General features: G+C 34.0%; 20 protein-coding genes and 2 pseudogenes. All 22 read right to left on the bottom strand.

What is annotated here, in order from left to right:
* Positions 1-46: 46 nt before the first annotated feature.
* The 22 genes and pseudogenes from rpsO to frr all read right to left on the bottom strand — a co-directional run bounded on the left by rpsO (position 47) and on the right by frr (position 23,530).
* Positions 47-316: a 30S ribosomal protein S15 gene (gene rpsO / locus KFV12_RS06125; protein ID WP_111714678.1), complete on the bottom strand. Its 270-nt coding sequence runs from the start codon at positions 314-316 to the stop codon at positions 47-49.
* Positions 317-431: 115 nt separating this feature from the next.
* Entirely contained in the window at positions 432-1,385 is a 954-nt protein-coding gene (locus tag KFV12_RS06120; protein WP_254257561.1) for a bifunctional riboflavin kinase/FAD synthetase, read from the bottom strand.
* Positions 1,386-1,394: 9 nt separating this feature from the next.
* Positions 1,395-2,291: a tRNA pseudouridine(55) synthase TruB gene (gene truB, locus KFV12_RS06115; protein WP_254257560.1), complete on the bottom strand. Its 897-nt coding sequence runs from the start codon at positions 2,289-2,291 to the stop codon at positions 1,395-1,397.
* Between the two features lie 67 nt (positions 2,292-2,358).
* Positions 2,359-3,432, bottom strand: coding sequence for an acyltransferase family protein (locus tag KFV12_RS06110; RefSeq protein WP_254257559.1), 1,074 nt, complete (start codon positions 3,430-3,432; stop codon positions 2,359-2,361).
* A complete protein-coding gene (icaB, locus tag KFV12_RS06105; protein ID WP_254257558.1) occupies positions 3,425-4,291 on the bottom strand; it encodes an intercellular adhesin biosynthesis polysaccharide N-deacetylase in 867 nt (288 codons plus the stop codon). The genes KFV12_RS06110 and icaB overlap by 8 nt, the downstream gene beginning before the upstream one ends.
* Entirely contained in the window at positions 4,275-4,595 is a 321-nt protein-coding gene (locus KFV12_RS13420; protein WP_496113278.1) for an intracellular adhesion protein IcaD, read from the bottom strand. Before KFV12_RS13420 ends, icaB begins: the two co-directional genes overlap by 17 nt.
* Positions 4,559-5,800 (bottom strand): poly-beta-1,6-N-acetyl-D-glucosamine synthase, encoded by a 1,242-nt coding sequence (gene pgaC, locus KFV12_RS06100; protein WP_436970159.1) that lies wholly within the window; start codon positions 5,798-5,800, stop codon positions 4,559-4,561. The genes KFV12_RS13420 and pgaC overlap by 37 nt, the downstream gene beginning before the upstream one ends.
* Before the next feature lie 322 nt (positions 5,801-6,122).
* Complete coding sequence (gene rbfA / locus KFV12_RS06095) at positions 6,123-6,467, bottom strand: 30S ribosome-binding factor RbfA (protein ID WP_111714670.1); 345 nt, start codon at positions 6,465-6,467, stop codon at positions 6,123-6,125.
* Between the two features lie 433 nt (positions 6,468-6,900).
* Entirely contained in the window at positions 6,901-7,797 is an 897-nt protein-coding gene (locus KFV12_RS06090; protein WP_254257557.1) for a nuclease-related domain-containing protein, read from the bottom strand.
* A gap of 240 nt (positions 7,798-8,037) precedes the next feature.
* Positions 8,038-9,807: pseudogene (gene infB, locus KFV12_RS06085) on the bottom strand (translation initiation factor IF-2); the annotation flags it as partial.
* 242 nt (positions 9,808-10,049) lie between these two features.
* Positions 10,050-10,224, bottom strand: a pseudogene (locus KFV12_RS13410) (translation initiation factor IF-2 N-terminal domain-containing protein); the annotation flags it as partial.
* Positions 10,217-10,549 carry a YlxQ family RNA-binding protein gene (locus KFV12_RS06080; protein WP_096076703.1) on the bottom strand — a complete coding sequence of 111 codons (333 nt, stop codon included), beginning with the start codon at positions 10,547-10,549 and terminating at the stop codon, positions 10,217-10,219. The gene KFV12_RS06080 and the pseudogene KFV12_RS13410, both read right to left, overlap by 8 nt.
* Complete coding sequence (gene rnpM / locus KFV12_RS06075; protein WP_239242653.1) at positions 10,546-10,833, bottom strand: RNase P modulator RnpM; 288 nt, start codon at positions 10,831-10,833, stop codon at positions 10,546-10,548. Before rnpM ends, KFV12_RS06080 begins: the two co-directional genes overlap by 4 nt.
* An 8-nt stretch (positions 10,834-10,841) precedes the next feature.
* Positions 10,842-11,906 carry a transcription termination factor NusA gene (gene nusA, locus KFV12_RS06070; protein ID WP_099577725.1) on the bottom strand — a complete coding sequence of 355 codons (1,065 nt, stop codon included), beginning with the start codon at positions 11,904-11,906 and terminating at the stop codon, positions 10,842-10,844.
* A gap of 13 nt (positions 11,907-11,919) precedes the next feature.
* The gene (gene rimP / locus KFV12_RS06065; RefSeq protein WP_254257556.1) at positions 11,920-12,387 is read right to left on the bottom strand and encodes a ribosome maturation factor RimP; all 468 of its coding nucleotides are present in this window, start codon (positions 12,385-12,387) and stop codon (positions 11,920-11,922) included.
* Positions 12,388-12,500: 113 nt separating this feature from the next.
* On the bottom strand, positions 12,501-16,802 hold the full coding sequence (locus KFV12_RS06060; RefSeq protein ID WP_254257555.1) for a PolC-type DNA polymerase III: 4,302 nt from the start codon (positions 16,800-16,802) through the stop codon (positions 12,501-12,503).
* 71 nt (positions 16,803-16,873) lie between these two features.
* Entirely contained in the window at positions 16,874-18,580 is a 1,707-nt protein-coding gene (locus KFV12_RS06055; RefSeq protein ID WP_111714658.1) for a proline--tRNA ligase, read from the bottom strand.
* Positions 18,581-18,738: 158 nt separating this feature from the next.
* Complete coding sequence (rseP, locus tag KFV12_RS06050) at positions 18,739-20,016, bottom strand: RIP metalloprotease RseP (RefSeq protein WP_111714657.1); 1,278 nt, start codon at positions 20,014-20,016, stop codon at positions 18,739-18,741.
* Position 20,017: 1 nt separating this feature from the next.
* The gene (locus KFV12_RS06045) at positions 20,018-21,154 is read right to left on the bottom strand and encodes a 1-deoxy-D-xylulose-5-phosphate reductoisomerase (protein WP_111714655.1); all 1,137 of its coding nucleotides are present in this window, start codon (positions 21,152-21,154) and stop codon (positions 20,018-20,020) included.
* A gap of 111 nt (positions 21,155-21,265) precedes the next feature.
* The gene (locus KFV12_RS06040) at positions 21,266-22,057 is read right to left on the bottom strand and encodes a phosphatidate cytidylyltransferase (RefSeq protein WP_254257554.1); all 792 of its coding nucleotides are present in this window, start codon (positions 22,055-22,057) and stop codon (positions 21,266-21,268) included.
* A gap of 10 nt (positions 22,058-22,067) precedes the next feature.
* Entirely contained in the window at positions 22,068-22,802 is a 735-nt protein-coding gene (uppS, locus tag KFV12_RS06035; RefSeq protein ID WP_372486726.1) for an undecaprenyl pyrophosphate synthase, read from the bottom strand.
* A gap of 170 nt (positions 22,803-22,972) precedes the next feature.
* Positions 22,973-23,530 carry a ribosome recycling factor gene (gene frr / locus KFV12_RS06030; protein WP_111714651.1) on the bottom strand — a complete coding sequence of 186 codons (558 nt, stop codon included), beginning with the start codon at positions 23,528-23,530 and terminating at the stop codon, positions 22,973-22,975.
* Positions 23,531-23,544 lie beyond the last annotated feature (14 nt).

The following is a 23,544-nucleotide window of genomic DNA, read 5'->3' as shown; positions in this document are numbered from 1 at the left end:
CATAAAAAAAAGAGCACAAATTCATTTGTGCTCTTAACATTAAAAATTAACGACGTAAACCTAATGATTTAATTAATTCACGGTAACGTTGAACATCGTTATCACGTAAGTAAGTTAATAAGTTTTTACGACGACCTACCATTTTTAATAGTCCACGACGAGAATGGTGATCTTTTTTGTGCGTACGTAAATGCTCGTTTAAAGCATTGATTTCAGCAGTTAAAACTGCGATTTGTACTTCTGGAGATCCAGTATCAGTGTCGTGTACACGGTATTGTGCGATGATTTCATTTTTACGTTCTTGAGTAATAGCCATTATTAGTAGCCTCCTATAATTTAATTTACACCATAACCCGAGTATGAGTCGGAGTGTCTCAATACCAAGGAAAGGTACTTGACTATTATAACATGAAAATTAAAATAATCAATCCTTAGTCAATATTAATTGTTTCTAAAATTTTAATAGACTGTATTTTATCATGATTAATCTGAGCAATTAAACTGTCTAAGCCATCAAATTTTTGCTCAGCACGAAGAAAATCATGCCATTCAATTTCAACACGTTCACCATAAATAGATTGATTAAAATCAAAAATATTAACTTCTATAGAAACTTGTTGTTTTTCAGGATCATGGAATGTCGGCTTGACACCAACATTACATACACCTTTATAAACTTTTCCTGTTTGGTCTATTTTAAGTGTTACAGCATATACCCCTAATCTAGGTAAAACAAAATTCTCATTCGGTTCAACATTAGCTGTTGGAAATCCAATTGTACGCCCTCTTTTCTCACCTTGTACAACAAGCCCGGTAATTTTATAAGGACGGCCTAGCTGAGCATTGGCTGATTTGATGTTACCATTTTCTAAATCCGTGCGAATTAAGGTCGTAGAAATTTTTTCGTCATGCAATGCATGTTTTTCAACTGTTGTGACATTAAATCCGTCTTTATCGGCTTCTAATTTTAACATATTACCTTTACCAAACTTTCCATATGTAAAATCAAATCCTGCTACGACTTCCTTTACATTATTTTTTGTAAAGTAATCCTTAATAAAATCATGTTCTTCCATTTTAGCGAGCGATGATGTAAACGGGACAATAAATAAATAATCGATTCCCATTGATGCTAATATACGTTTTTTCTCATACATTGGTGTTAAATAATCTGTTCTCTGTTTTTCTGGATTCAAAACCACGGATGGATGTGGGTCAAATGTCATTACAGCTTTTTTTAAATTTTTATCCTTAGCAATATTGATCATTGTGTCTATCACTTTCTTATGACCTAAATGAATACCATCAAAGAAACCAATTGCAAGCGCACATGGCTCATGTTGATAGCAATTTTCTATTGGATGAATCATTTCTATTGTTTTCATATATATCCCCTAATTAAATACTTTTTTTGCCTTGATTAAACCTGGATGCTTATCATCAGGCACAAATATCGCAATTACTTTATCATTGTACGTCATCACCGTTTCATCTTCAATTGGTGGGCTCACTTGTTTTAACTTTTGCCCAAACAATATTTTTTTTGAGGTAACTACATCAACTGCATAATGTGGCATATGTTTAAGACCTACCTCTATCGGTTGTAAATAATTATTAATTTCATCAAATGGAATTTCATGCAAAGTATCCAACGTTATACAGTCTTCAAGCTTAAAGCCACCACTTTCGGTACGTGTTAAATCTGACATATGACCAATTGTGCCAAGACACTCTGCAATTTGAGTAGCAAGTGTTCTAATATATGTACCTTTGCCACAATAAATTTCAATATTAAATGTACATTGATTATTTTTAAAGTAAAGGATGCTCTTTCGTGTTAAATCATAAATCTCGACAATACGTTCCGGACGCTCAATCTCAATACCCTCTCGAGCATATTCATATAGCTTTCGGCCATTTACTTTAACAGCTGAATACATTGGCGGTATTTGTTTAATCCTACCCGTAAGTTCTGATAATACTTTATCTACCTGTTGTTCCGTATAAGCGTTGTTATGAATGACAACCTCATCAATAACTTCTCCATGAGCATCTTCAGTTGCAGTTTGAACACCTAACGTTACTTCAGCTACATAGCGCTTACCACTTTGCATTACATAGTCACTAATACGTGTAGCCTTTCCAACGCATATCGGTAATACACCATCGACTTCAGGATCCAGTGTACCTGTATGTCCAACTTTTTTTGTTTTTAAAATTTTGCGCAATTTAAATACAACATCATGACTTGTCATACCACGCGCTTTATTGATACCGATAATTCCATCCATAAAAAAACACTCCTTCAGTAAACTCTAAAATAGTTTACATGAAAAAGTGTTTAAGGTCTAATCACAGCTATTCATTTAAAGTAATGTCAGCTTCTTTAATTTGAAAAGGTCCTTTACCGACAATATATTTAGATATACTTATTTCCTTTAATAAAAGTCCCATACCGATACATGTGCCTAAAGTAATGATTAAGCTAACTACAATAAAAACTACTGTGAAGTCTTCAAATCGACTCGTATAAATATATATTGTATCTAAAAGGATTGGATGTATTAAATAGATGAAAAAAGAATATGCACTTACTAAAGTAAAAAACTTATACATAAATGGTGCAATAGTTTTAGAGAAAACCAATATCATCAAAAACATACAAATACAGTATGGTAAAATAGACCAGCTAAAACTAGTGACCATCCAGTAATCATGTTTTTGAGAAAAAATAAAAAATACAAAAGTTAATGCATTTAAAAATATCAATATACTAATATATTCAGATAAAAATTCTAATATTTCATCATAATAAATCCCGATAAATGAGCCGATAAAATAATATCCAATCCAACCTAAAATCATCGTATTTGGAGAAAAGAAATAATTATGATCTATAAATTTTGTAACATCTTTGTTGTTGGAATAAAAATATAAGTATCCCATATTTATAATAACAGATAAAAGTATGATTATTTTTGACTTATATAAGTTGAAATTGAATTTATTATTAATGTAATAAATTATTTTTGTCAAAATGTAAAATTGGAAAATTACTAATATAAAATATCCATACCAAAACCCTCTTAAGACTTCTTGATAAAATATGTCTTCAAATGGCTTTCTCAAATACATGTATTCACTAAACGAATAGAAGATCCCAATCAATAAATATGGTAAAAATATAAATTTTATTCGATTAAAAATAAATTTTTTCGGTAAATCTTTTTTATAATTCATTGTAACAAGTAATTGACTTAACATAATGAATCCAGCTGTCCCTACAATAAATATCATACGAACCCAATAAAGAGTGGCAATTTGATTATCATCTGGATTTGTATTAAGTGAGTATTGCGTGAACAAATGAGTTACAACTACAAAAATGCATAATAATGCGCGTAAGTAATTCAATTCTATTTTTTTATTCATTTTGTTCAAAACCTTTCCATTTCTTAACAATACGGTCAAATCCATCGTGATTTACGAGTATTCGTGGTAACTCATAATTATTACTTTTATGCGTAATAATATCTTCTTCTAATGTAAAAGCATATTTGAAATTTGATTGTTTCAATTTCTTAATCGCTTCCTTATCATATTGACCATAAGGAAATGCAAAGTATTGATGGTTGCTACCAGTAAAATTTTTATCTAAGTACTTATTTGATTTTTGTAAATCTTTTATAATTTTATTTTTTTCTTTTAGAAATATAGAGTTATTTCCTTCTAATTCGTGTAAGTTATGTGTATGGGAACCGAATGTCCACACACCACTGTTATACATTTCCTGTAACTGATTCTTGGAAGTAATGTGAAGATTATTAAAATCTTCATTACCAACTGCACTGGAAATAATAAATTCCGTCGCTTTCGCATCGTATTTTTTCAGTATAGGATGTGCAGATTCATAAGATGAAATATCCATATCATCAAAATTAATAAATACACATTTTTTTGGGAATTTGTTCTTTTCCTTAGCTTTGAATAGCTCATCAGCACTTACAAATGTAGCACCTTTTTTGCTGAGCCATTTAATCTCAGATTCAAATTCTTTTTCAGTAATACTATATAAAGTCATTTCCTTACTATTAGTTAATATTAATAACAATTTATCCAGTAAATTATCTTTTCTAACGCGATGATAATTGATCGCAAGACAACCATTTGTATTATTTAATTTCTTCATTACTTTTTTATAATCATTAGCTTCAGCTGTGTGTGTATCATAAGAACAATTAATGCTTATCAATATAACTGTCAGTAAAATTAACTTAATAATTTTTCTCATAATATTTGCGCTTCCTTAATTGTTTGTTTGTAAAATAACTAATTAATAAATATACAGTGATGCCGATAGAAGAATATCCCAATAAAATTGATGTATCATAAACTTGATAAAGTTCTAAATTCAAAGCGTTCCTTATAAGTCTAAATTCATAATTGTTAATTCGACTGAATAAAACTAAGAGTATAGCAATAACAGCAATACAATATACCCATAGACTGCATGAAAATATAAAAATGAGGATTTCTCTAAAGATATTAAGATGAGATTTTACTGTTGGATATTTCCTCTGTCTGGACTTGACCATGTCGCAAACTCTCCCTTCTTCCTTCTTAATGCTTTTGGAAATGCAACAATTGCAGTAAATGCATTTAAAAACCAGTAAAAAGTTGGATACCATACAAGAAAGAATATGTACCACATATTTTTCTTTTCATATTTGCTATCAATCAAAAGAGAAATTGTAAATTGAATAATATTGACAAATGTGAGAAGTAGAGCTGAGTAAAGGAGAATACTAAAATTATATTTGTAATAGTAAAAATCTAAATAGTTATTTTGTATTAACGATAATGCTAAAAGAATCACTACACCATATACCCAAATGATTGATAACACTTGTTCAACAAACAAGAACCAGAATGAGAAATTGCGCTGTCTCCCCATTTCTTTCCAATCTCTTAATAATACTTCATGGCCACCCTGTGCCCACCTAATACGTTGTTTAAGTAAACCTGAAAGTGTTTCAGGAACTAACATCCAACATAGCGCACGCGGTTCATATTCTATATGATAACCATGTAAATGGAATTTCCAGCTAACGGCGATGTCTTCTGTAATCATATCCATATCCCAGTAACCAACTTTTTCAAGTGCTTCTCTTTTAAACAAAGTAAACACACCTGAGATAGTATTAATATATCCATTCATTGTCTGTGCTCTTTTTATACTGCCAATCATGCTAGCATATTCAATGGTCTGAATTTTTCCCAGCAACGTTGATTTATTACGAATTCTAGGATTACCTGTTACAGCTGCTAACGTAGGATTATTTTTAAATCTTTCTATCATATAGTAAGGTGCTATATCTTCGATAATTGTATCTGCATCTATACAAATGATGTAATCATTCGTTGTTATCTCTGCGGCTCTATTCAATGCATGTGCTTTACCTTTATTATTGACGATATTCAAAAATTTAAAATCTAATTTTTGTTCTAAATCTGAAAGCACTTGTGAAGTATTATCACTGCTCCCGTCATTTACTGCTATAATTTCTTTGTTGGGATAAGACATTTTAAGAACACTTCTTATCGTATCTTCAACAGTATCCTCTTCGTTATAGCAAGGTATAATAAAGGTGATTCCTGGAAGATTATCTTTCATCACTTGTTTTTTTAACTTAATTTCAATGATAAAAAAATACAAAATTGTACCGATTATCCAAAATATAGACATAACGATTGGATAAAACAACACAAAATCACCGAATATTTTGAAAATTAATTCCACTCAATCACCTCATTTTAAAATATTAAATAAGATACAAATTACTTAAATATAATAATTTATTACTACTTATTAATTTAACTATTTATTTTTTTCTGTAAATAAATTGTTAAAAATTTTTTCACAAATAATTAAATTATTTAACTATTTAGGAACTTGCATCTTATTTTAATAAATTTAAGTATAACGAAAACAACCTATATTAAAAATGGACATTTTATTTAGTAATGTCTACCTTTTGGAATTTTAATACTATTTTTATATAATTAACTAATTCAAATAAAAAAAACAACGCGATACAATTATCACGTTGTTCTAATAAATTTTATTTATCTTTGTTTAATTCTGCAATCATACGCTCAATCTTGTTACCGTAATCGATTGACTCATCGTAATGAAATTTTAATTCAGGTACGATTCTTAAGTCCATACGTTGTGCAATCTCTGATTTAATGAAACCTTTAGATTTTTCTAAAGCTTCTAGAGATTTTTTGCGATCATGATTTTCACCAAGTACTGTAACATATACAGTAGCAAGTGATAAGTCACCAGTAACCTCTACTTCAGTAACTGTAACGAATCCAACATTAGGATTTTTTATTTTCTGGTTGATGATCTCACTGATTTCTTTTTTCATTTGTTGACCAACACGTTCACTTCTTAAACTCATATATCTTCACCTCATCTATAACTATTGAATAGTGTCAATTATACGTCGGTACCGTGGTGATGTCAATTGAAGGGGTCGGGCTTTGAGTTGTTAGCGATATTGCTGGTTTGTAGCTAGCATCTATACTATTTCTACATTATTTTGCTAGTTGCTGGCGATAACGCTGGTTTGTCGCTAGCATCTACACTATTTCTATATTATTTTGCTAGTTGCTAGCGATATTACGTGTTTGTCGCTAGCATCTTCACTATTTCAACAAAAAATTGCAACTTGTTAGCGATATTACGTGTTTATCGCTAGCATCTTCACTATTTCAACAAAGAATTGCAACTTGCTAGCGATATTACGTGTTTGTCGCTAGCATCTTCACTATTTCAACAAAAAATTGCAACTTGTTAGCGATATTACGTGTTTATCGCTAGCATCTGACTTATTATATAATAGTTTTATACTTCCTGTTCTTATGTGTACCTATCTTAATAAAATTTTCCCCTAATATTTTTCGGATGCCTGACGGATTACAATCAATCCACTCACCAACTTCACTAACACTTACACTATCCCTTTTCAGCATTTCGATTTTTCTAAACGCTTCAATTATAGCTTTAGATTTATCCATTACATGGCCGCATGTACATTTAACTTTTTTCTTCGCATTGCGATTCACTTTCAGAAATCTGTGACATTCTGGACATTTCAATCCACGTGTCATTTTTTCATATGGATAAAAATGCTTCTGTTCATTTTTCGATTGCTCAATATGATGCTTAACAATCAATTCACCAATCGCAATATCCTCATCGGTAATTTCAAAACTACACATGTATCTTGCAAGATTTTCGATATCAGACATATTACTAAATTTAATATCTTTTACATTATTAATCACCTTGAAAGTCTCATTAACAAATACGACTTTATTTACAATTTTATAATGAATATTTTGTTCATAACAAAACGCTTCAAATTTATCTCGTTCATTACTTGCCTGAGAAAATACATCTCGACATACATAACCACTTTCACTTTTCAGATTGCCATCTTTATATGTATAGTTTCCGTAAAAATTTTTAATTTCTAATATAAAAATAATTCCATTAACTATCACAAAGAAGTCAAATTGTATCTCTCCGCATATATTCAGTCGTACATCCCAAATACATACACCTTGCTTAAACTGATTCAGAAAATCATAAACTTTCTTTTCACCTTCATAGCCCAATTTTAAATTGAAATATTTTCTTCTATCCGATTCAGTCATGTGCATGCGTCCATGAACCTCTTCTAAATATTCAAGTTGTGGTGGTTTCACTGCTGTTTTTATAAACAAATTATCACCTCAAAATGAATATAAAACATAATTACTGAGCATGCAAACAGCCTAAAATGCATACTTTATCGTGCTTTTATACAAGAATATTCAAAATTAATACAGTAATTCATATTCTACAAAATTTACTAGCAGAAAATGATTTTCTGTAGCAAATTATTCATAAAACATGTATAAAAATAATTAAATTTTCTCAAACAAATAAAGCACTCACAAATAATTGTGAGTGCTAAAAATTGATTATTTACGTTTAATCTCTTCCATAATAAATGCTTCGAAGATGTCGCCTTCTTTAACGTCGTTGAAGTTTTCGATTGTGATACCACATTCGTAACCTTGAGCGACTTCACGCACATCATCTTTGAAACGTTTCAACGCATCAACTTGTCCTTCGTACACTACGATACCGTCACGAATGATACGGACTTGAGAATCACGTGTAATCTTACCATCTGTTACGTAAGAACCTGCTACTGTACCTACTTTAGAAATGTTGATTGTTTGACGTACTTCAGCTTGTCCAATCACTTTCTCTTCATATTCAGGATCTAACATACCGATCATCGCTTGTTCGATTTCTTCGATTACTTTGTAGATGATTCTGTGTAAACGCATATCTACGCCTTCAGCTTCAGCTGCACGTTTCGCATTTACATCCGGACGTACGTTGAATCCGATAATGATACCGTTTGATGCTGATGCTAAAGTAACATCTGATTCATTAATCGCACCAACGGCTGTATGAATAATACGTACGTTAACGCCTTCTACATCAATCTTCATTAATGACGCTGCTAAAGCTTCTACTGAACCTTGAACATCACCTTTAATAATTACGTTTAAGTCTTTCATTTCACCTTGTTTAATTTGTTCGAATAAATTATCCAATGAAACCTTTTGACTTTCCTGACGTTGTGCTAAGATGTTTTGTTGTTGACGTGCTTCACCGATTCGGCGTGCACGTTTTTCATCTTTGAATACTACGAAACGGTCACCCGCTAAAGGTACATCTTGTAGACCAGTAATTTCAACTGGTGTAGATGGTCCTGCAGATTTAATGCGTTTACCTAAATCATTAACCATTGCACGTACACGCCCAAACGTGTTACCTACAACAATTGAATCACCAATTTCAAGTGTACCATCTTGAACTAATAATGATGCAGCTGGTCCACGAGATTTATCTAACTCTGCTTCGATAACTGTACCGATTGCAGTACGTTTAGGATTTGCTTTTAATTCAGCTACTTCAGAAACAAGTAAGATCATTTCTAACAATTCATCAATTCCGTCACCTTTAATCGCTGATAACTGTACGAAGATTGTATCACCACCCCAATCTTCAGGATATAATCCGTGTTCACCTAATTCCTGCATTACACGGTCCGGATTAGCAGTCGGTTTATCAATTTTATTAACTGCAACAATAATTGGCACTTCAGCAGCTTTAGCATGGTTAATCGCTTCAACAGTTTGTGGCATAACACCATCATCTGCAGCAACCACTAAAATTGTAATATCCGTAACTTGGGCACCACGTGCACGCATCGTTGTAAACGCAGCATGTCCAGGTGTATCTAAGAAGGTAATTTTCTTACCTTCGTTCTCAATTTGATATGCACCAATATGTTGTGTGATTCCACCAGCTTCTCCAGCTGTAACACGCGTGTTACGGATAGAGTCAAGCAACGTTGTTTTACCGTGGTCAACGTGACCCATAATGGTTACTACTGAAGGTCTTTCAATAATATCTTCAGGATTTGCATCAACATCTTCGAAATAAGTTTCTAAATCTGTTGCATCAACTACAACTTCAAGTTCAGCTTCAACACCATATTCATCACAGATTAATTCAATCGCATCTTGATTTAAACTTTGGTTGATGTTCGCCATAATTCCAACCATAAATAAATTTTTAACAATTTCAGATGCATCTTTGTTTAATTTTTCAGCAAGTTCTCCTACTGTAATACCCTCTTCATATGTAATCTTTGAAGGTGTTTCTTTAATTACAGGCTCCTGAATTACTGGAGCAGGTTTCGGATTGCCTTTACCTTTACCTTTTTTATTACGGTTTGGACCGCCTGTTCCTGGTTTGTTATTACTACCTGGTCGGTGGTTATTGTTATGACGCGGTTTTTGAACTGGCTTATTAGCTGGTTTGTCAGCAGGCTTCGCTGCAGGTTTCTTCTCTTGTTTCGGTTGTTCTTTTTTCGGCTCAACTTTTTCAGCTGGTTTGCTTTCGGCCTTCTGTTCAGATTTCACCTGATCTTTTTTAAAGATTTTATCTAATGCAGTAATTTCTTTATCTTCAATCACCTGCATATGGCTTGTTACTTCGATATTCATTTTTTTCAGTTCATCAATGATGTCTTTGCTTTTTAATTTAACTTCTTTTGCGTATTCATATATTCTCTTTTTAATCATAGGTTCTCTCCTCATTGATGTTACGAATGAGCGTTTGGATAGATTTTGCAAATCCAGCATCCAGGATACCGATTGTAACCCGTTCGGCCTTACCAATCGCATATCCTAACTCATAACGCGTTCCGTGCTGCACGAGCGGCACATTGAACGAATTACATTTATTCGTAACAGTTTTTGTCGTATTTGGTCCAGCGTCAGTCGCTAGTATTACAAGTTTACATTTCTTATTTCTCACTTCATTAATGACAAGTTCTTCGCCAGTGGCAAGTTTACGTGCACGCATCGCAAGACCGAGTAAATTAAATAATTTATCTTGATTATTCATCGTTTCGGTATCATTTCTCGATATATTAAACGAATAATTTCATCATATATAGGATTGAGACGGTCAGTATCGCTCTCAAAGAATTGCTCAAGTTTCTTCTTTTTACGTGCAGCTTCTACAACTTCTAAATCCATCGAAACATATGCTCCACGACCATTTTGTTTACCTGTCGGATCAACAAAGATTTCGTCTTCTTTCGTCTTAACAACTCGAATCATTTCTTTTTTCGGTTTCATTTCATTGCTTAATATACATTTGCGCATAGGTATTTTTTTTTGTTTCATAATGTCACCTATTCTACTGGATAAATGCCTGCTTCTTTTGCATCTGTCTCAGATTTAATGTCGATTTTCCAGCCAGTCAGTTTTGCAGCTAAACGCGCATTTTGACCTTTTTTACCGATAGCAAGAGATAATTGATAATCTGGAACGATTACAGTAGTTGATTGATTCGCTTCATCCACTAACACATCAACGACTTGAGATGGACTTAATGCATTCTTAACAAATGTCTTTGTATCACCACTCCACTCAACGATATCAATCTTCTCGCCACCTAATTCTTCAACAACAGCCTCAACACGTGCACCTTTTGCACCTACACATGCACCAACAGCATCGATATCAGGATTTTCCGAGTACACACTAATCTTAGAACGGTCGCCCGCTTCACGCGCAACAGACTTAACGATGACAGTGCCATCAAAAATTTCCGGAACTTCTTGTTCAAATAGTCGTTTTAATAAACCTGGATGACTACGAGATACAAAGATTTGAGGTCCTTTCGTTGTTTGTTCTACTTTATTTACATAAACTTTTATGCGTTCAGTTGGACGATATTCTTCATTTGGACTACGTTCAGCTTCAGATAATACCGCTTCCGTTTTACCTAAAGTTACATACACATAACGATGATCAACGCGGTCAATGATACCAGTCATAATATCATCTTCTTTATCGATGAACTCATTGTATAAAATACCACGTTCAGCGTCGCGTAATCGTTGCATTACCGCTTGTTTCGCTGCTTGTGCTGAGACGCGACCGAAATCTTTAGGTGTTACATCTTCTTCATAAATATCGCCAACTTCATAGGCTGGATTAGACTCTAAAGCCATCTCCAAACTTACTTCATCACGTGGATTCATCACTTCTTCAACAACATCTTTACGTGAATATACGCGATAAGCTCCATTATCCATATTTAATTCAACACGGACGTTGTTCGCTGAATTATAGTTCTTTTTATACGCTGTGATTAACGCAGCTTCTATTGTTTCAATTAAAACTTCTCTTGGAATTGATTTTTCTTTTTCAAGGTAATCAATTGCATTTAATAATTCATTATTTTTATTCATGTTTCCCTCCAAATTATAAAACGACAGCACGACGAATTTTTGCTATTTTTTTACGGTCAATTTCAATCGTTTTCGTACGCGTCTTTATCTTTGCATTTATCGTTATGAATTCTTCATTATAATGCTCTAATATACCAATCCACTCTTTGTCTCCGGCAATCGGTTCATAAAGTTTTACATAGATATTATTACCTACAGCATTTTCGTAATCTTTTTCTTTCTTAAGTGGACGTTCAGCTCCTGGTGAAGAAACATCCATAAAGTAAGCTTCTGTTATTGGATCTTCTTTATCCATCACTTCGCTAATATGCTCACTCGCTAGTGCACAGTCAGCGATATCGATGCCACCTGGCTTATCAATTGCAATACGCAAATAATAATCAGGGCCTTCTTTAACATATTCTACATCTACCAACTCAAATCCTAATGATTCAACGATAGGTGTAACAATCTCTTCCACGCGTTCAGTAATCTTTGACATATAATCCTCCTCACAAAACTTAAGAAAAGAGCGGGATATCCCACTCTTTTCGCTTGTAGAGTATTTTCTTTAACAATGTAATGATAGCACATATTAGTGCATAACTCAAATGATTATAAATCGAATATCGATAGTTGTGCTTTATCCGGCATATCACTTAAACTACCCAGTTCATCTAGATAATCAATAATCTTTTGTGAGACTCCCGCTTTTTTGTTTAATTCTTCTTTTGATAGGAATGGTCCTTCATCTCGTGCTGCAACGATACGTTTTGCGACGTTCTCACCAAGTCCCGGGACAGCAATAAATGGTGGAATTAATGTATCACCTTCAATAATAAATTCAAAGGCTGTACTTTTTTCTAATGAAATTGGTTGCACCTTAAATCCACGTTGTGCCATTTCATTGGTAATCTCTAAGACAGTCAGTACATCTCTTTCTTTTTTACCAAGATCATGATAACGTGCATAGTAATCTTTTACAGTGGCTTTAATCGTATGTTTATCTTTAACCATGGTAATAAGATCAAAGTCAGAAGCTCTAACTGTAAAGTAACTTGCATAATAGAATAACGGATGGTGCACTTTAAAGTAAGCAATACGCACCGCCATTAAAACATATGCTGCTGCATGGGCTTTCGGGAACATGTACTTAATCTTTTTACATGATTCCAGATACCATGCAGGTACATTATTCTCAATCATCGCCACTTCAAACTCTTCAGTAAGTCCTTTACCTTTACGAACGGATTCCATGATTTTAAAGGCAAGTGATGGTTCAAGACCAGCATACATTAAATACACCATGATATCATCACGACAACCGATTACACTTGATAAATCGCAAGTGCCCGATTTAATAAGTTCCTGTGCATTACCTAGCCATACATCAGTTCCGTGTGATAACCCTGAAATTTGTACGAGTTCACTAAAGGACGAAGGTTTCGTATCCTCTAACATTTGTCTTACAAACCCTGTACCGAACTCTGGTACACCAAGTGTTCCTGTCTTACATAATATATCGTCTTCAGAGACACCTAATGACTCAGGACTAGAAAATATTTTCATCGTCTCTTTATCATCGACTGGTATCGTCTTTGGATCCATGCCAGATAAATCCTGCAACATACGAATCATCGTTGGATCATCGTGTCCTAATATATCAAGTTTTAATAAATTGTCATGGATTGAATGGAAATCAAAATGTGTTGTTCGCCATGCTGAATCCTGCTGGTCAGCTGGATATTGAATCGGCGTAAAGTCATAGATATCCATATTTTCAGGGACTACAATAATACCTCCTGGATGTTGCCCGGTTGTACGTTTAACACCCGTACATGCTTTCACTAAACGATCAATTTCAGCGCCACGTTTATGAATGCCAGAATCATTCAGGTAGCCTTTAACATATCCGAAAGCTGTTTTCTCAGCAACCGTACCTATCGTACCAGCACGGAATACTTTATCTTCTCCGAAAAGTACTTTCGTATAGTTATGCGCGATTGGCTGATATTCTCCACTGAAGTTTAAATCGATATCTGGAACTTTGTCCCCTTTAAATCCTAAGAAAGTTTCAAACGGAATATCTTGTCCTTCTTTAATATATGGAACGTTACATTCCGGACAATTTTTATCCGGCAAGTCAAATCCACTTGCTACACTACCATCTTCAAAGAAATGACTCGATTTACATTTCGGACAAATATAATGCGGTGGTAATGGATTAACTTCCGTAATTTCTGTCATCGTAGCTACAAAACTTGATCCTACAGAGCCTCGACTACCTACGAGATATCCATCATCAAGTGATTTCTTAACAAGTTTTTGTGAAATTAAATAGATAACGGCAAACCCATTTCCGATAATACTATCCAGTTCTTTTTCAAGTCTAGCGACAACGATTTCAGGTAATTCATCTCCATAAATACTACGTGCACGATTATAGCTCATTTCACGAATCTCTTCGTTCGCGCCTTCTATCGTTGGCGTGTACAATTCATCACGAATCGGGATAACAGTATCTATAGCATCTGCTAAATTGTTCGTATTTGTTACAACAATCTCAAAAGCTTTCTCTTCACCGAGAAAATGAAAATCATCCAGCATTTCATCGGTTGTTCTGAAATGCGCATCAGGTAAAGTTTGTCGATTTAATGGATTACCTGGGTTGGAAGCAATTAATATTTCACGCGCTGGCTTTTCGTGTTCATGTAAATAATGCGCATTCCCTGTAGCAATGACTGGTATATCTAATTTTTCACCAACTTGAATGATTCGGTCATATATTTCTTCCATCGTTTCATTATCACGAATTAAATCGCGTTCTAATAAATGTTGATATAATGCTTTCGGTTGTACTTCTAAAAAGTCATAAAACTTCGCAATGCGCTCTACTTCTTCTTGGTCTTTTTGCATTACGGCAGTAAATACTTCACCATTATCACACGCACTACCAACAAGAATCCCTTCACGATTCTCCATCAGTAAAGATCTTGGAATACGTGGTGTACGATAAAAATAATGCACCATCGATTCACTGACAATTTTAAATAAGTTTTTAAGACCTGTTTGATTTTGCACGATTAACGTGACATGCATCGGGCGCGCACGTTTATATGCATCTTGATTTGAAAGTTTAGCATCGATTTCATTATGATTTGTAACTCCAAGCTGTTCTATTTGCTTCAACATCTTCACAAAAATATGTGCTGTTGTTTCAGCATCATATATCGCTCTGTGATGTTGGGTCAATTCAACACCATATTTTTTAGCCAGGAAATTTAAACCGTGTTTACCCATCTCAGTATTGATTGTTCTTGATAATTCCAGCGTATCAATAACACCATTTGTCGTCGCACCATAACCTAAACGTTCAAATCCTGTATCGATAAAACCCATATCAAAGCTTGCATTATGCGCAATATAGATGGCATCACCAACAAAATCTCTAAAATCACTCAATACTTCTTCTATCGGTGGTGCATCAACTAACATATCATCTGTAATACCAGTTAAATTTTTAATCGTTTCATTCAAACGTTCACCAGGATTGCTAAAGCGTTCAAATTTATCAACAATTTCACCATCTTTAACTTTTACTGCTGCAAGTTCAATAATCTTATCGTATTGTGAACTAAGACCTGTAGTTTCAACGTCAAACACAACATACGTCGCTGTCTTTAAGGCTATATCCTGAGGTTTATATGCAATTGCCACGCCATCATCAACCAGCATACCTTCTATCCCGTAAATCATTTTAATGCCCGCTTTACTTGCTGCTGCGTGGGCATCTGGGAAACCTTGACATCCATTATGATCTGTAATTGCAATTGCTTTATGACCCCACTTCGCTGCCTGATCAACATATCTACTAATATGGGTAATCCCATCCATTTGACTCATCGCAGTGTGTAAATGGAACTCAACTCGCTTATTTTCTGACTTATCTTGTTTCGATGCTTTATTTATCTTTTCAATATCACTCATCATCATCACAAGATCACGAATAAATGTATCTTGCTCGATACGTCCCTGGGCACGAACCCAATCTCCGACTTTTAATGAAGATAGATGATCTAAATCATTTTTACCTTTACGCGTGAACATCTTTAAAATTAATGAATCCGTATAGTCTGTGATTTTTAGCTGAACGATATGTCGACCACTTTTAAGCGCTTTAATTTCAATATCAAAGATAACACCTTCTAAAGCAACTTTAAACTCTTCTTCAATAATTGATTCGATCGGTTTAATCGTTTCTACCTGAATCTTTTTACCAATAGAACAATGTGTAATCTCTTCAGATACACTTTCTGCTTTCTGTTTCTCTCGCTCAACCATCTTTTCGCGTAGAAGCACGCTTTGTTGTGCTTCTTCTTCCTGTATATGTGCCTCAAGAGAAGCAAGTTCACGTAGTTGATCTTCATCACTAATTTCAAAGATAATCAGAGATAATTGAAATCCTGCCTGTTTGAACGCTGCTATTAATTTGCCGTTACATGATTTCTCAAAATGCTTCTGTTCAATTTCATTAACAACCTGAAACTTAAGTACATCTCCTGAAAAATTAAACAGCTTTTGTTTCAATTGTCCTTTTAAGCTTGGACTCATCCCAGTCTGATCGATTGCATAAGGAATATACTCACGAATACGGTCTGTTAAATACGCATCATCTTTCACTTTTATTTCAAAAGTGACATTAGCGATATGTGAAAAGTGTTCATGAAGTTTCGTTTGTAACAAATTATAGAGCACAAATGGCAAATGTGTTTCAAATGTAAAATGCATGTGCCATAATCGTTCTTCCTTAGAAATATCGATACGTGACAATTCACCGTTATGAATATCTTCAAATAGGTCTGTAATACCCAATTGCGTAAGTAATACATTAAATTTTTCTGTGTGTGTTAACGTCATGAGTAACCACCTTATCAAAAATGAAAAGCGTGAGACAAAAGTCCCACACTTATTTCTTCTATTATAACAAATTAATGTTCAAATGATGCATAGATTGCTTTAATTTTTGCGTCAAGTTCTGATACTGGTACTTCAAATGATTCTCCGGTACGTCTGTTCTTAACTTCTACAATTTCATCTGCTGCTTGTTTACCTACAACGATTCGCACCGGCACTCCGATTAAATCAGCATCGTTAAACTTAACACCTGCACGCTCATTGCGATCATCATATAATACTTCATAGTCACGTTTATAGGCATCGTATAATTGATCTGCTAGTTCACGTTGTGTGTCTTGTTTCGCATTTGCAGTAATAATATGAATCTCAAATGGTGTAATTGACGTTGGCCAGATGATACCTTTGTCATCATGATGCTGCTCAATAACTGCTGATAATGTACGAGATACTCCGATACCATAGCAACCCATGATCATCGGTTCTGCTCTACCTTGATCATTTAAGAATGTTGCATTCATAGACTCAGAATATTTCGTACCTAGTTTGAATACTTGTCCAACTTCAATACCTTCAGCAAACTTAATCGGCCCACTACCATCAGCAGCCATCTCACCTTCTAAAATAAACCTGAAGTCATCGAATGCTTTAACATTAAAGTCACGTCCAAGGTTTGCATTAACATAGTGATAGTCCGTTTCATTCGCACCAACCGCTAAATTATTTAAATCCTGAACACTATTATCTGCATAAATCTCAATCTTTTCTACACCAACTGGTCCAAGAGAACCTGGTGAAGCACCTAAAATCGCCTGAATTTCTTCATCTGTAGCCATTTCCACTGTTTCAGTACCAAAATATGATTTTACTTTTACATCATTTAATTCGTGATGTCCACGAATTAAGAACATGATAAACTGATCATCAACTTTTACAATCATAGATTTTACTATCTCATCTAAGCGTTTACCTAATAAGTCAGCTAATTGCTGTGCTGTTTTGACGCCTGGTGTATGTACCTTGTCCAACGCTTTTTCTTCTGTATGTTCTATATTTGGTACATATTTCACTTCAGCTTTTTCAATGTTAGCAGCATAGTCACTTTCATCAGTATAGCAAATTGTATCTTCACCAATTTCTGCTAAAGCCATAAATTCGTGTGTATGACTACCACCAATCGCTCCACTATCTGCTATAACCGGACGGAATTTAAGATTCACACGAGAGAAAATTCTTGAATACGCATCATACATATCCTGATATGTTTCATCTAAACTTGCTTCTGTTGCATGGAAACTATAAGCATCTTTCATAATAAATTCACGACCACGCAACAATCCGAAACGTGGACGCTTTTCATCACGGAATTTATTTTGAATCTGGAATAACGTAACTGGTAATTTCTTATATGATTTTAATTCATCACGTACTAAAGATGTTATGATTTCCTCATGTGTTGGTCCGAGTGCAAATTCACGACCATGACGATCTGTCATACGCATGAGTTCTGCACCATAACTCTGCCAGCGACCAGATTCTGACCATAATTCAGAAGGCTGTAATGCAGGCATTAATATTTCTACACCATCAATCGCTTCCATCTCTTCGCGAACGATTGCTTCAATCTTATTAAGTACACGCTTAGCAATCGGTAAGTAACTATATACCCCACTCGCTACTTGCTTTATCATACCTGCTTTTAGTAATAGCTGATGACTTTTTGAATCAGCATCGTTTGGTACTTCTCTTAATGTTGGAATGAACATTTTACTCTGTTTCATAGCTGCCTCCTTGAATTTCGATAATATATATATCATATAATAAATTGATTAATTGTTAAACAAAAATATAAGTTAACATAATATAAATATTGTTACTTACCAAGTTTATATAACACGAATCAAAAACATAAAAAAATCCGACCGAAGTCGGATCATCATTATTTTAAGAAATATCTTGAAATGTCATTCCATGTTACCATGATCATGACAAAGAATACGAATATCGCACCAGCTGCGACAATATACATTTCTGCTTTTTTATTGACGGGCTTTCTAAAAATCGCTTCATAAATCACAAATAAAATTCTACCCCCATCAAGCGCTGGTATAGGTAATAAATTCATAATCCCTAAGTTGACTGAAAGCATTGCAGTATAAAAAATCAAGCTTTCTAAACCCATACTAGCAACTTTTTCAGTATTCTTATATATACCAACCGGACCATTCAGCATATCAAATGAGAACGTACCATTGAATATAGAAGCAAACATGATACCAAGTAAGGTGAAAATCTTTGTAGCACCTTCAATCGTCATCGTGATACCGTATAGTAATTTATCTAAGAAACTCCCACCTAACTCCGATTCAAACCCAATGACATATCGTTCTAAACTTTTTCCTTTACTTACTTCCTGTTTCATCAGCTTCGGCTTTAAGTCAAATGTCTTTTCCTGACCAGCACGATCAACGATTACCTTAATGGTTTTTCCACCATTTTGATTTAAAAAGTTTTTTATTTGATTAAAATTTGTTACTTTTTCACCATTTAACTGCTTTATCGTATCACCTTTTTTAAGTCCCACTTCCTGTGCCGGACTTTCTTTAGCAACACCACTAATCGTCGTTGTCGGTGCCCCTACCATAAAAGCAAGTGCTAAAAACAACACAAAAGCTAAAATAAAGTTAAACAATGGTCCTGCAAAAAGTGCCAGGAATTTTGGCCATGGTTTCTTATTCTTAAATTGACGTTCTAGTGGCGCAATCTGAATTAAATCTCCTTCACGTACAAAGTACGCTTCATGTGCCACACTATATCTCACTTGTTCATTTGTGTATTGATTGATACCTTCAATAAATAATCGTTCTTCAAAATCAGAGTCAGTTACTTCAAGCTGTTCAATCTGTTGAAACTGATGCTGATCATCTAATAAAATATGTGTTACTTCACCAGCTTCATTGCGTTTAATGTTGACTGTCATACCTTCTGTTAACGGATTTTGTTCCATTCCGCTTCCTGCCATCATGACATAGCCACCTACCGGCAAAAGTCTGATCGTATATAACGTTTCATCTTTTTTGTAAGAAAATATTTTTGGTCCCATACCGATTGCAAATTCCGGACACATAATCCCTGCTCTCTTTGCAAAGAGTAGATGTCCATATTCATGCACGGTTACGAGCAAACCAAATATTATAATAAAAGCAATAATCCCCATATTACACCTCGTAATTTCTTGATTTATAGTCTGCGTCTACTGCTAAAATTGTATCTAAACCTGGATTTTCTGTCACGATATGTGCATCCATTTCACGCTCTATGATTGTTTCTATATCTAAAAATGATATTTTTCCATCCAGGAACAGTTGAACTGCTACTTCATTTACTGCATTCATCACAACAGGTAAAGTCCCACCTACTTCGATTGCACGATATGCAAGTGCTAGACATTTATAGCGTTCTAAATCCATTTTTTTGAAATCAAGCGTGCCAACTTGTGCTAAATCTAGTCGTTCGGCATTACGCGGTTTGCGATCTGGATAGCTGAATGCATACAAAATTGGCATACGCATATCTGGTGTCCCTAGTTGCGCAATAACACTTGTATCGTTAAATTCAACCATAGAATGTATAATACTTTGTTTATGTAATATTGTTTCAATCTTCTCGATTGGCAGGTCAAATAACCATTTTGCTTCGATAACCTCTAAGCCCTTATTCATCATCGTCGCACTATCTATCGTTATTTTCTTACCCATTGACCAGTTGGGATGATTTAATGCATCTTCAAGCGTTACATCTTTTAACTGTTCACGCGTCTTATCTCTAAAAGATCCGCCACTAGCTGTAATAATCAGTTTTTCAATATTTTTATGATTTTCACCGTTTAGACATTGAAATATTGCTGAATGCTCAGAATCTACAGGTAATATGTTTACCCCCTTTTCTCTAGCACGCTGCATAACAATCTCTCCTGCAACAACAAGCGTTTCTTTGTTAGCGAGGGCAATATCTATGCCGTTATCAATGGCGTGTAATGTAGGCTTTAACCCTACACTCCCTAAAATAGAATTGAGTAATATATCATTTTTTTCATAACCTGCAACCTTTAATAAACCTTCATCTCCAAATACAACTTCAATCTGTTTTCCTTTTAAATTAAGTTTATTTAAATCAGATTCATTTTGAATACAGCAAATATCCGGTTCAAATTCATCGATAATGTTCTGTGCAACTTCTACTGATTTACCAACTGCAAAACTTACGAGTTTAAAGCTATCCGAATGCTCACGAATGATGTCTAACCCTTGCATTCCAACAGAGCCACTTGCTCCTAATATTCCTATATGTTTCATGACTTCACCTTATTCTAAAATATATTAGTTTAATTCTATCATAAAATAAAATGAACACCTACTTTATACTTTCAAAAAGAAAAACACGTAGCATTTATATCTACGTGTTTATTACTGAAAATTAATAAGAAGTATATTCATCAAAGGTAATACAAAGATAAATGAATCAAATCGATCTAATATACCACCGTGACCCGGTAATAAGTTTCCAGAGTCTTTCACATCAAAATGTCGCTTTAATGCAGATTCCACTAAATCACCTAACTGGCCGAACATACTGAATAACCACGTTACGAGTATTAATGGCATAATAGAAAGTGGCATATCATAGTTTATGCTGAAGATGACTGCAATAATCGTACTACATGCAATACCGCCGACAAAACCTTCAATTGTTTTGTTTGGACTAATCTCCGGCCATAATTTATGTTTACCAAATAATCTTCCAAAAATATATGCGCCAGTATCTGTGACCCAGACAACTAATAATGCATATAATATAAAGACTAATCCATTCTCTGCTGCGCGTGTTTCATAAAAATACATAAAGCCAATACCGATATATGCAACTGCCAGCATACAAAACGCAGCATCTACAAAGTTAAAGCGGTTTTTAGACATTACGGTATAGCTCAGCATAATTAAACTCATTATTGTCAAGAATGGTACTTGGTAATCTAAGGAAACAAGATCACTTTTTTGCGGCGACATAATTAAACATAAAGCTACTACACTAAATATACCAGGCAATGAATAGAGCTTAATATTTTTCATATTTAATACTTCTTTTAATGCAACAATTGCTAATAAATATGCCATTATCAGTAATGGTAACTGGCCATATATAACAACAGGTAAGAAAATTGCCATAGCAATGATTGCTGTTATTGTTCTCGTTTTCATTATTTACTCCTTATAATCCACCGAAACGTCTATGTCGGCTATGGTATTCTTCTATACAACGATCCAGTGCTTCTGCATCGAAATCAGGCCATAAAGTGTCTTCAAATACAAATTCACTATATGAGGATTGCCAGATTAAAAAGTTACTTAATCGCTCTTCTCCAGATGTTCTTATCAATAACTCAGGATCAGGTATATCTTTTGTAAATAAATAATCTGCAAAAGTATCTTCATTAATTTCACTTAAATCAATCTGGTTATCTTTATATCGTTCAGCAATTAACTGTACTGCAGATACAATTTCTTTACGTCCACCGTAGTTTAAAGCAAAGACTAATGTTAAACCACTATTATTTTTCGTTTTTTCTTTTGCTTCAAGTACAGCTTTACGCGTATGGTCAGGAAGCTGATCGATAAAGCCGATTGTTTCTACTTTTACATTTTTCTCAATCAGTTCCGGTAAAAATGTTGAAAGAAAATCACCTGGTAATTTCATTAGATAATTTACTTCATCTTTAGGTCGTGACCAGTTTTCAGTAGAAAAAGCATAGAGTGTTAAATAATTAACACCTATATCACTTGCGTGTCGCGTTATTGCTTTAACAGTCTGCATCCCTTCATAATGCCCTTTAATTCGTGGCATATTGCGCTGTTTTGCCCATCTTCCGTTACCATCCATAATAATTGCAATATGCGTTGGAACGGCTTCTGCAGATACTTGTGTTTGTTTATTATTCTTATCTATATTTCTTTTTTTATTATTTCTTTTAAAGAAAGGAATCATGATGTCCTCCAAATTCAAAACATTATTAATATATTCTATCATAAATCTAACAGAGTGACATGGATATACAGAAAAAAGGACAAAAAAAGACTGAGATAAAGTTACAATTATCTCAGCCTAAATATAAACGATTAAACTTCTAAAATACTGCTTTCTTTTTCAGCTGTTAATGCATCAATCTTTTTAATGTGATTATCTGTTTCAGTTTGCACATCATCAGTAAATGATTTCAAATCATCTTCTGTTAATTCACCGTTCTTTTCAGCTTTCTTTAAAGCATCATTTGCATCACGACGAATATTTCGGATTGCAACTTTAGCATTTTCAGCTTCTTTTTTCGCTTCTTTAACTAATTCTTTACGGCGTTCTTCAGTTAATGCAGGCACTGTAATACGGATTACGTTTCCATCTGAAGTAGGATTAACACCTAAGTTTGCCATATTAATTGCTTTTAAAATATCATCGATTGAAGTTTTATCATATGGTGTTACAAGTAACATTCTTGGTTCTGGTACAGAGATACCAGCTAATTGTTGAACAGGAGTATCAGCACCATAGTAGTTTACAGATACGCGTTCTAATAAATTCGCATTTGCGTGTCCTGCACGAATACCAGCAAATTCACGAACTAGGCTTTCAATACTTTTTTCCATTTTAGACTTTAAGTCATTAATTATTTCAGTCGTCATTATGAATCTCCTTT

The organism is Macrococcus epidermidis (assembly GCF_024205965.1).
GTDB lineage: Bacteria > Bacillota > Bacilli > Staphylococcales > Staphylococcaceae > Macrococcoides > Macrococcoides epidermidis.
This window is presented reverse-complemented; position numbering and strand designations above follow the sequence as displayed.

Coding starts and splice junctions, on each gene's coding strand:
- rpsO (WP_111714678.1), bottom strand. CDS start 316: ATGGCTATTACTCAAGAACGTAAAAATGAAATCATCGCACAATACCGT.
- KFV12_RS06120 (WP_254257561.1), bottom strand. CDS start 1,385: ATGAAAACAATAGAAATGATTCATCCAATAGAAAATTGCTATCAACAT.
- truB (WP_254257560.1), bottom strand. CDS start 2,291: ATGGATGGAATTATCGGTATCAATAAAGCGCGTGGTATGACAAGTCAT.
- KFV12_RS06110 (WP_254257559.1), bottom strand. CDS start 3,432: ATGAATAAAAAAATAGAATTGAATTACTTACGCGCATTATTATGCATT.
- icaB (WP_254257558.1), bottom strand. CDS start 4,291: ATGAGAAAAATTATTAAGTTAATTTTACTGACAGTTATATTGATAAGC.
- KFV12_RS13420 (WP_496113278.1), bottom strand. CDS start 4,595: ATGGTCAAGTCCAGACAGAGGAAATATCCAACAGTAAAATCTCATCTT.
- rbfA (WP_111714670.1), bottom strand. CDS start 6,467: ATGAGTTTAAGAAGTGAACGTGTTGGTCAACAAATGAAAAAAGAAATC.
- KFV12_RS06080 (WP_096076703.1), bottom strand. CDS start 10,549: ATGAATAATCAAGATAAATTATTTAATTTACTCGGTCTTGCGATGCGT.
- rnpM (WP_239242653.1), bottom strand. CDS start 10,833: ATGAAACAAAAAAAAATACCTATGCGCAAATGTATATTAAGCAATGAA.
- nusA (WP_099577725.1), bottom strand. CDS start 11,906: ATGAATAAAAATAATGAATTATTAAATGCAATTGATTACCTTGAAAAA.
- rimP (WP_254257556.1), bottom strand. CDS start 12,387: ATGTCAAAGATTACTGAACGCGTGGAAGAGATTGTTACACCTATCGTT.
- KFV12_RS06060 (WP_254257555.1), bottom strand. CDS start 16,802: ATGACGTTAACACACACAGAAAAATTTAATGTATTACTTACGCAATTG.
- KFV12_RS06055 (WP_111714658.1), bottom strand. CDS start 18,580: ATGAAACAGAGTAAAATGTTCATTCCAACATTAAGAGAAGTACCAAAC.
- rseP (WP_111714657.1), bottom strand. CDS start 20,016: ATGGGGATTATTGCTTTTATTATAATATTTGGTTTGCTCGTAACCGTG.
- KFV12_RS06045 (WP_111714655.1), bottom strand. CDS start 21,154: ATGAAACATATAGGAATATTAGGAGCAAGTGGCTCTGTTGGAATGCAA.
- KFV12_RS06040 (WP_254257554.1), bottom strand. CDS start 22,057: ATGAAAACGAGAACAATAACAGCAATCATTGCTATGGCAATTTTCTTA.
- frr (WP_111714651.1), bottom strand. CDS start 23,530: ATGACGACTGAAATAATTAATGACTTAAAGTCTAAAATGGAAAAAAGT.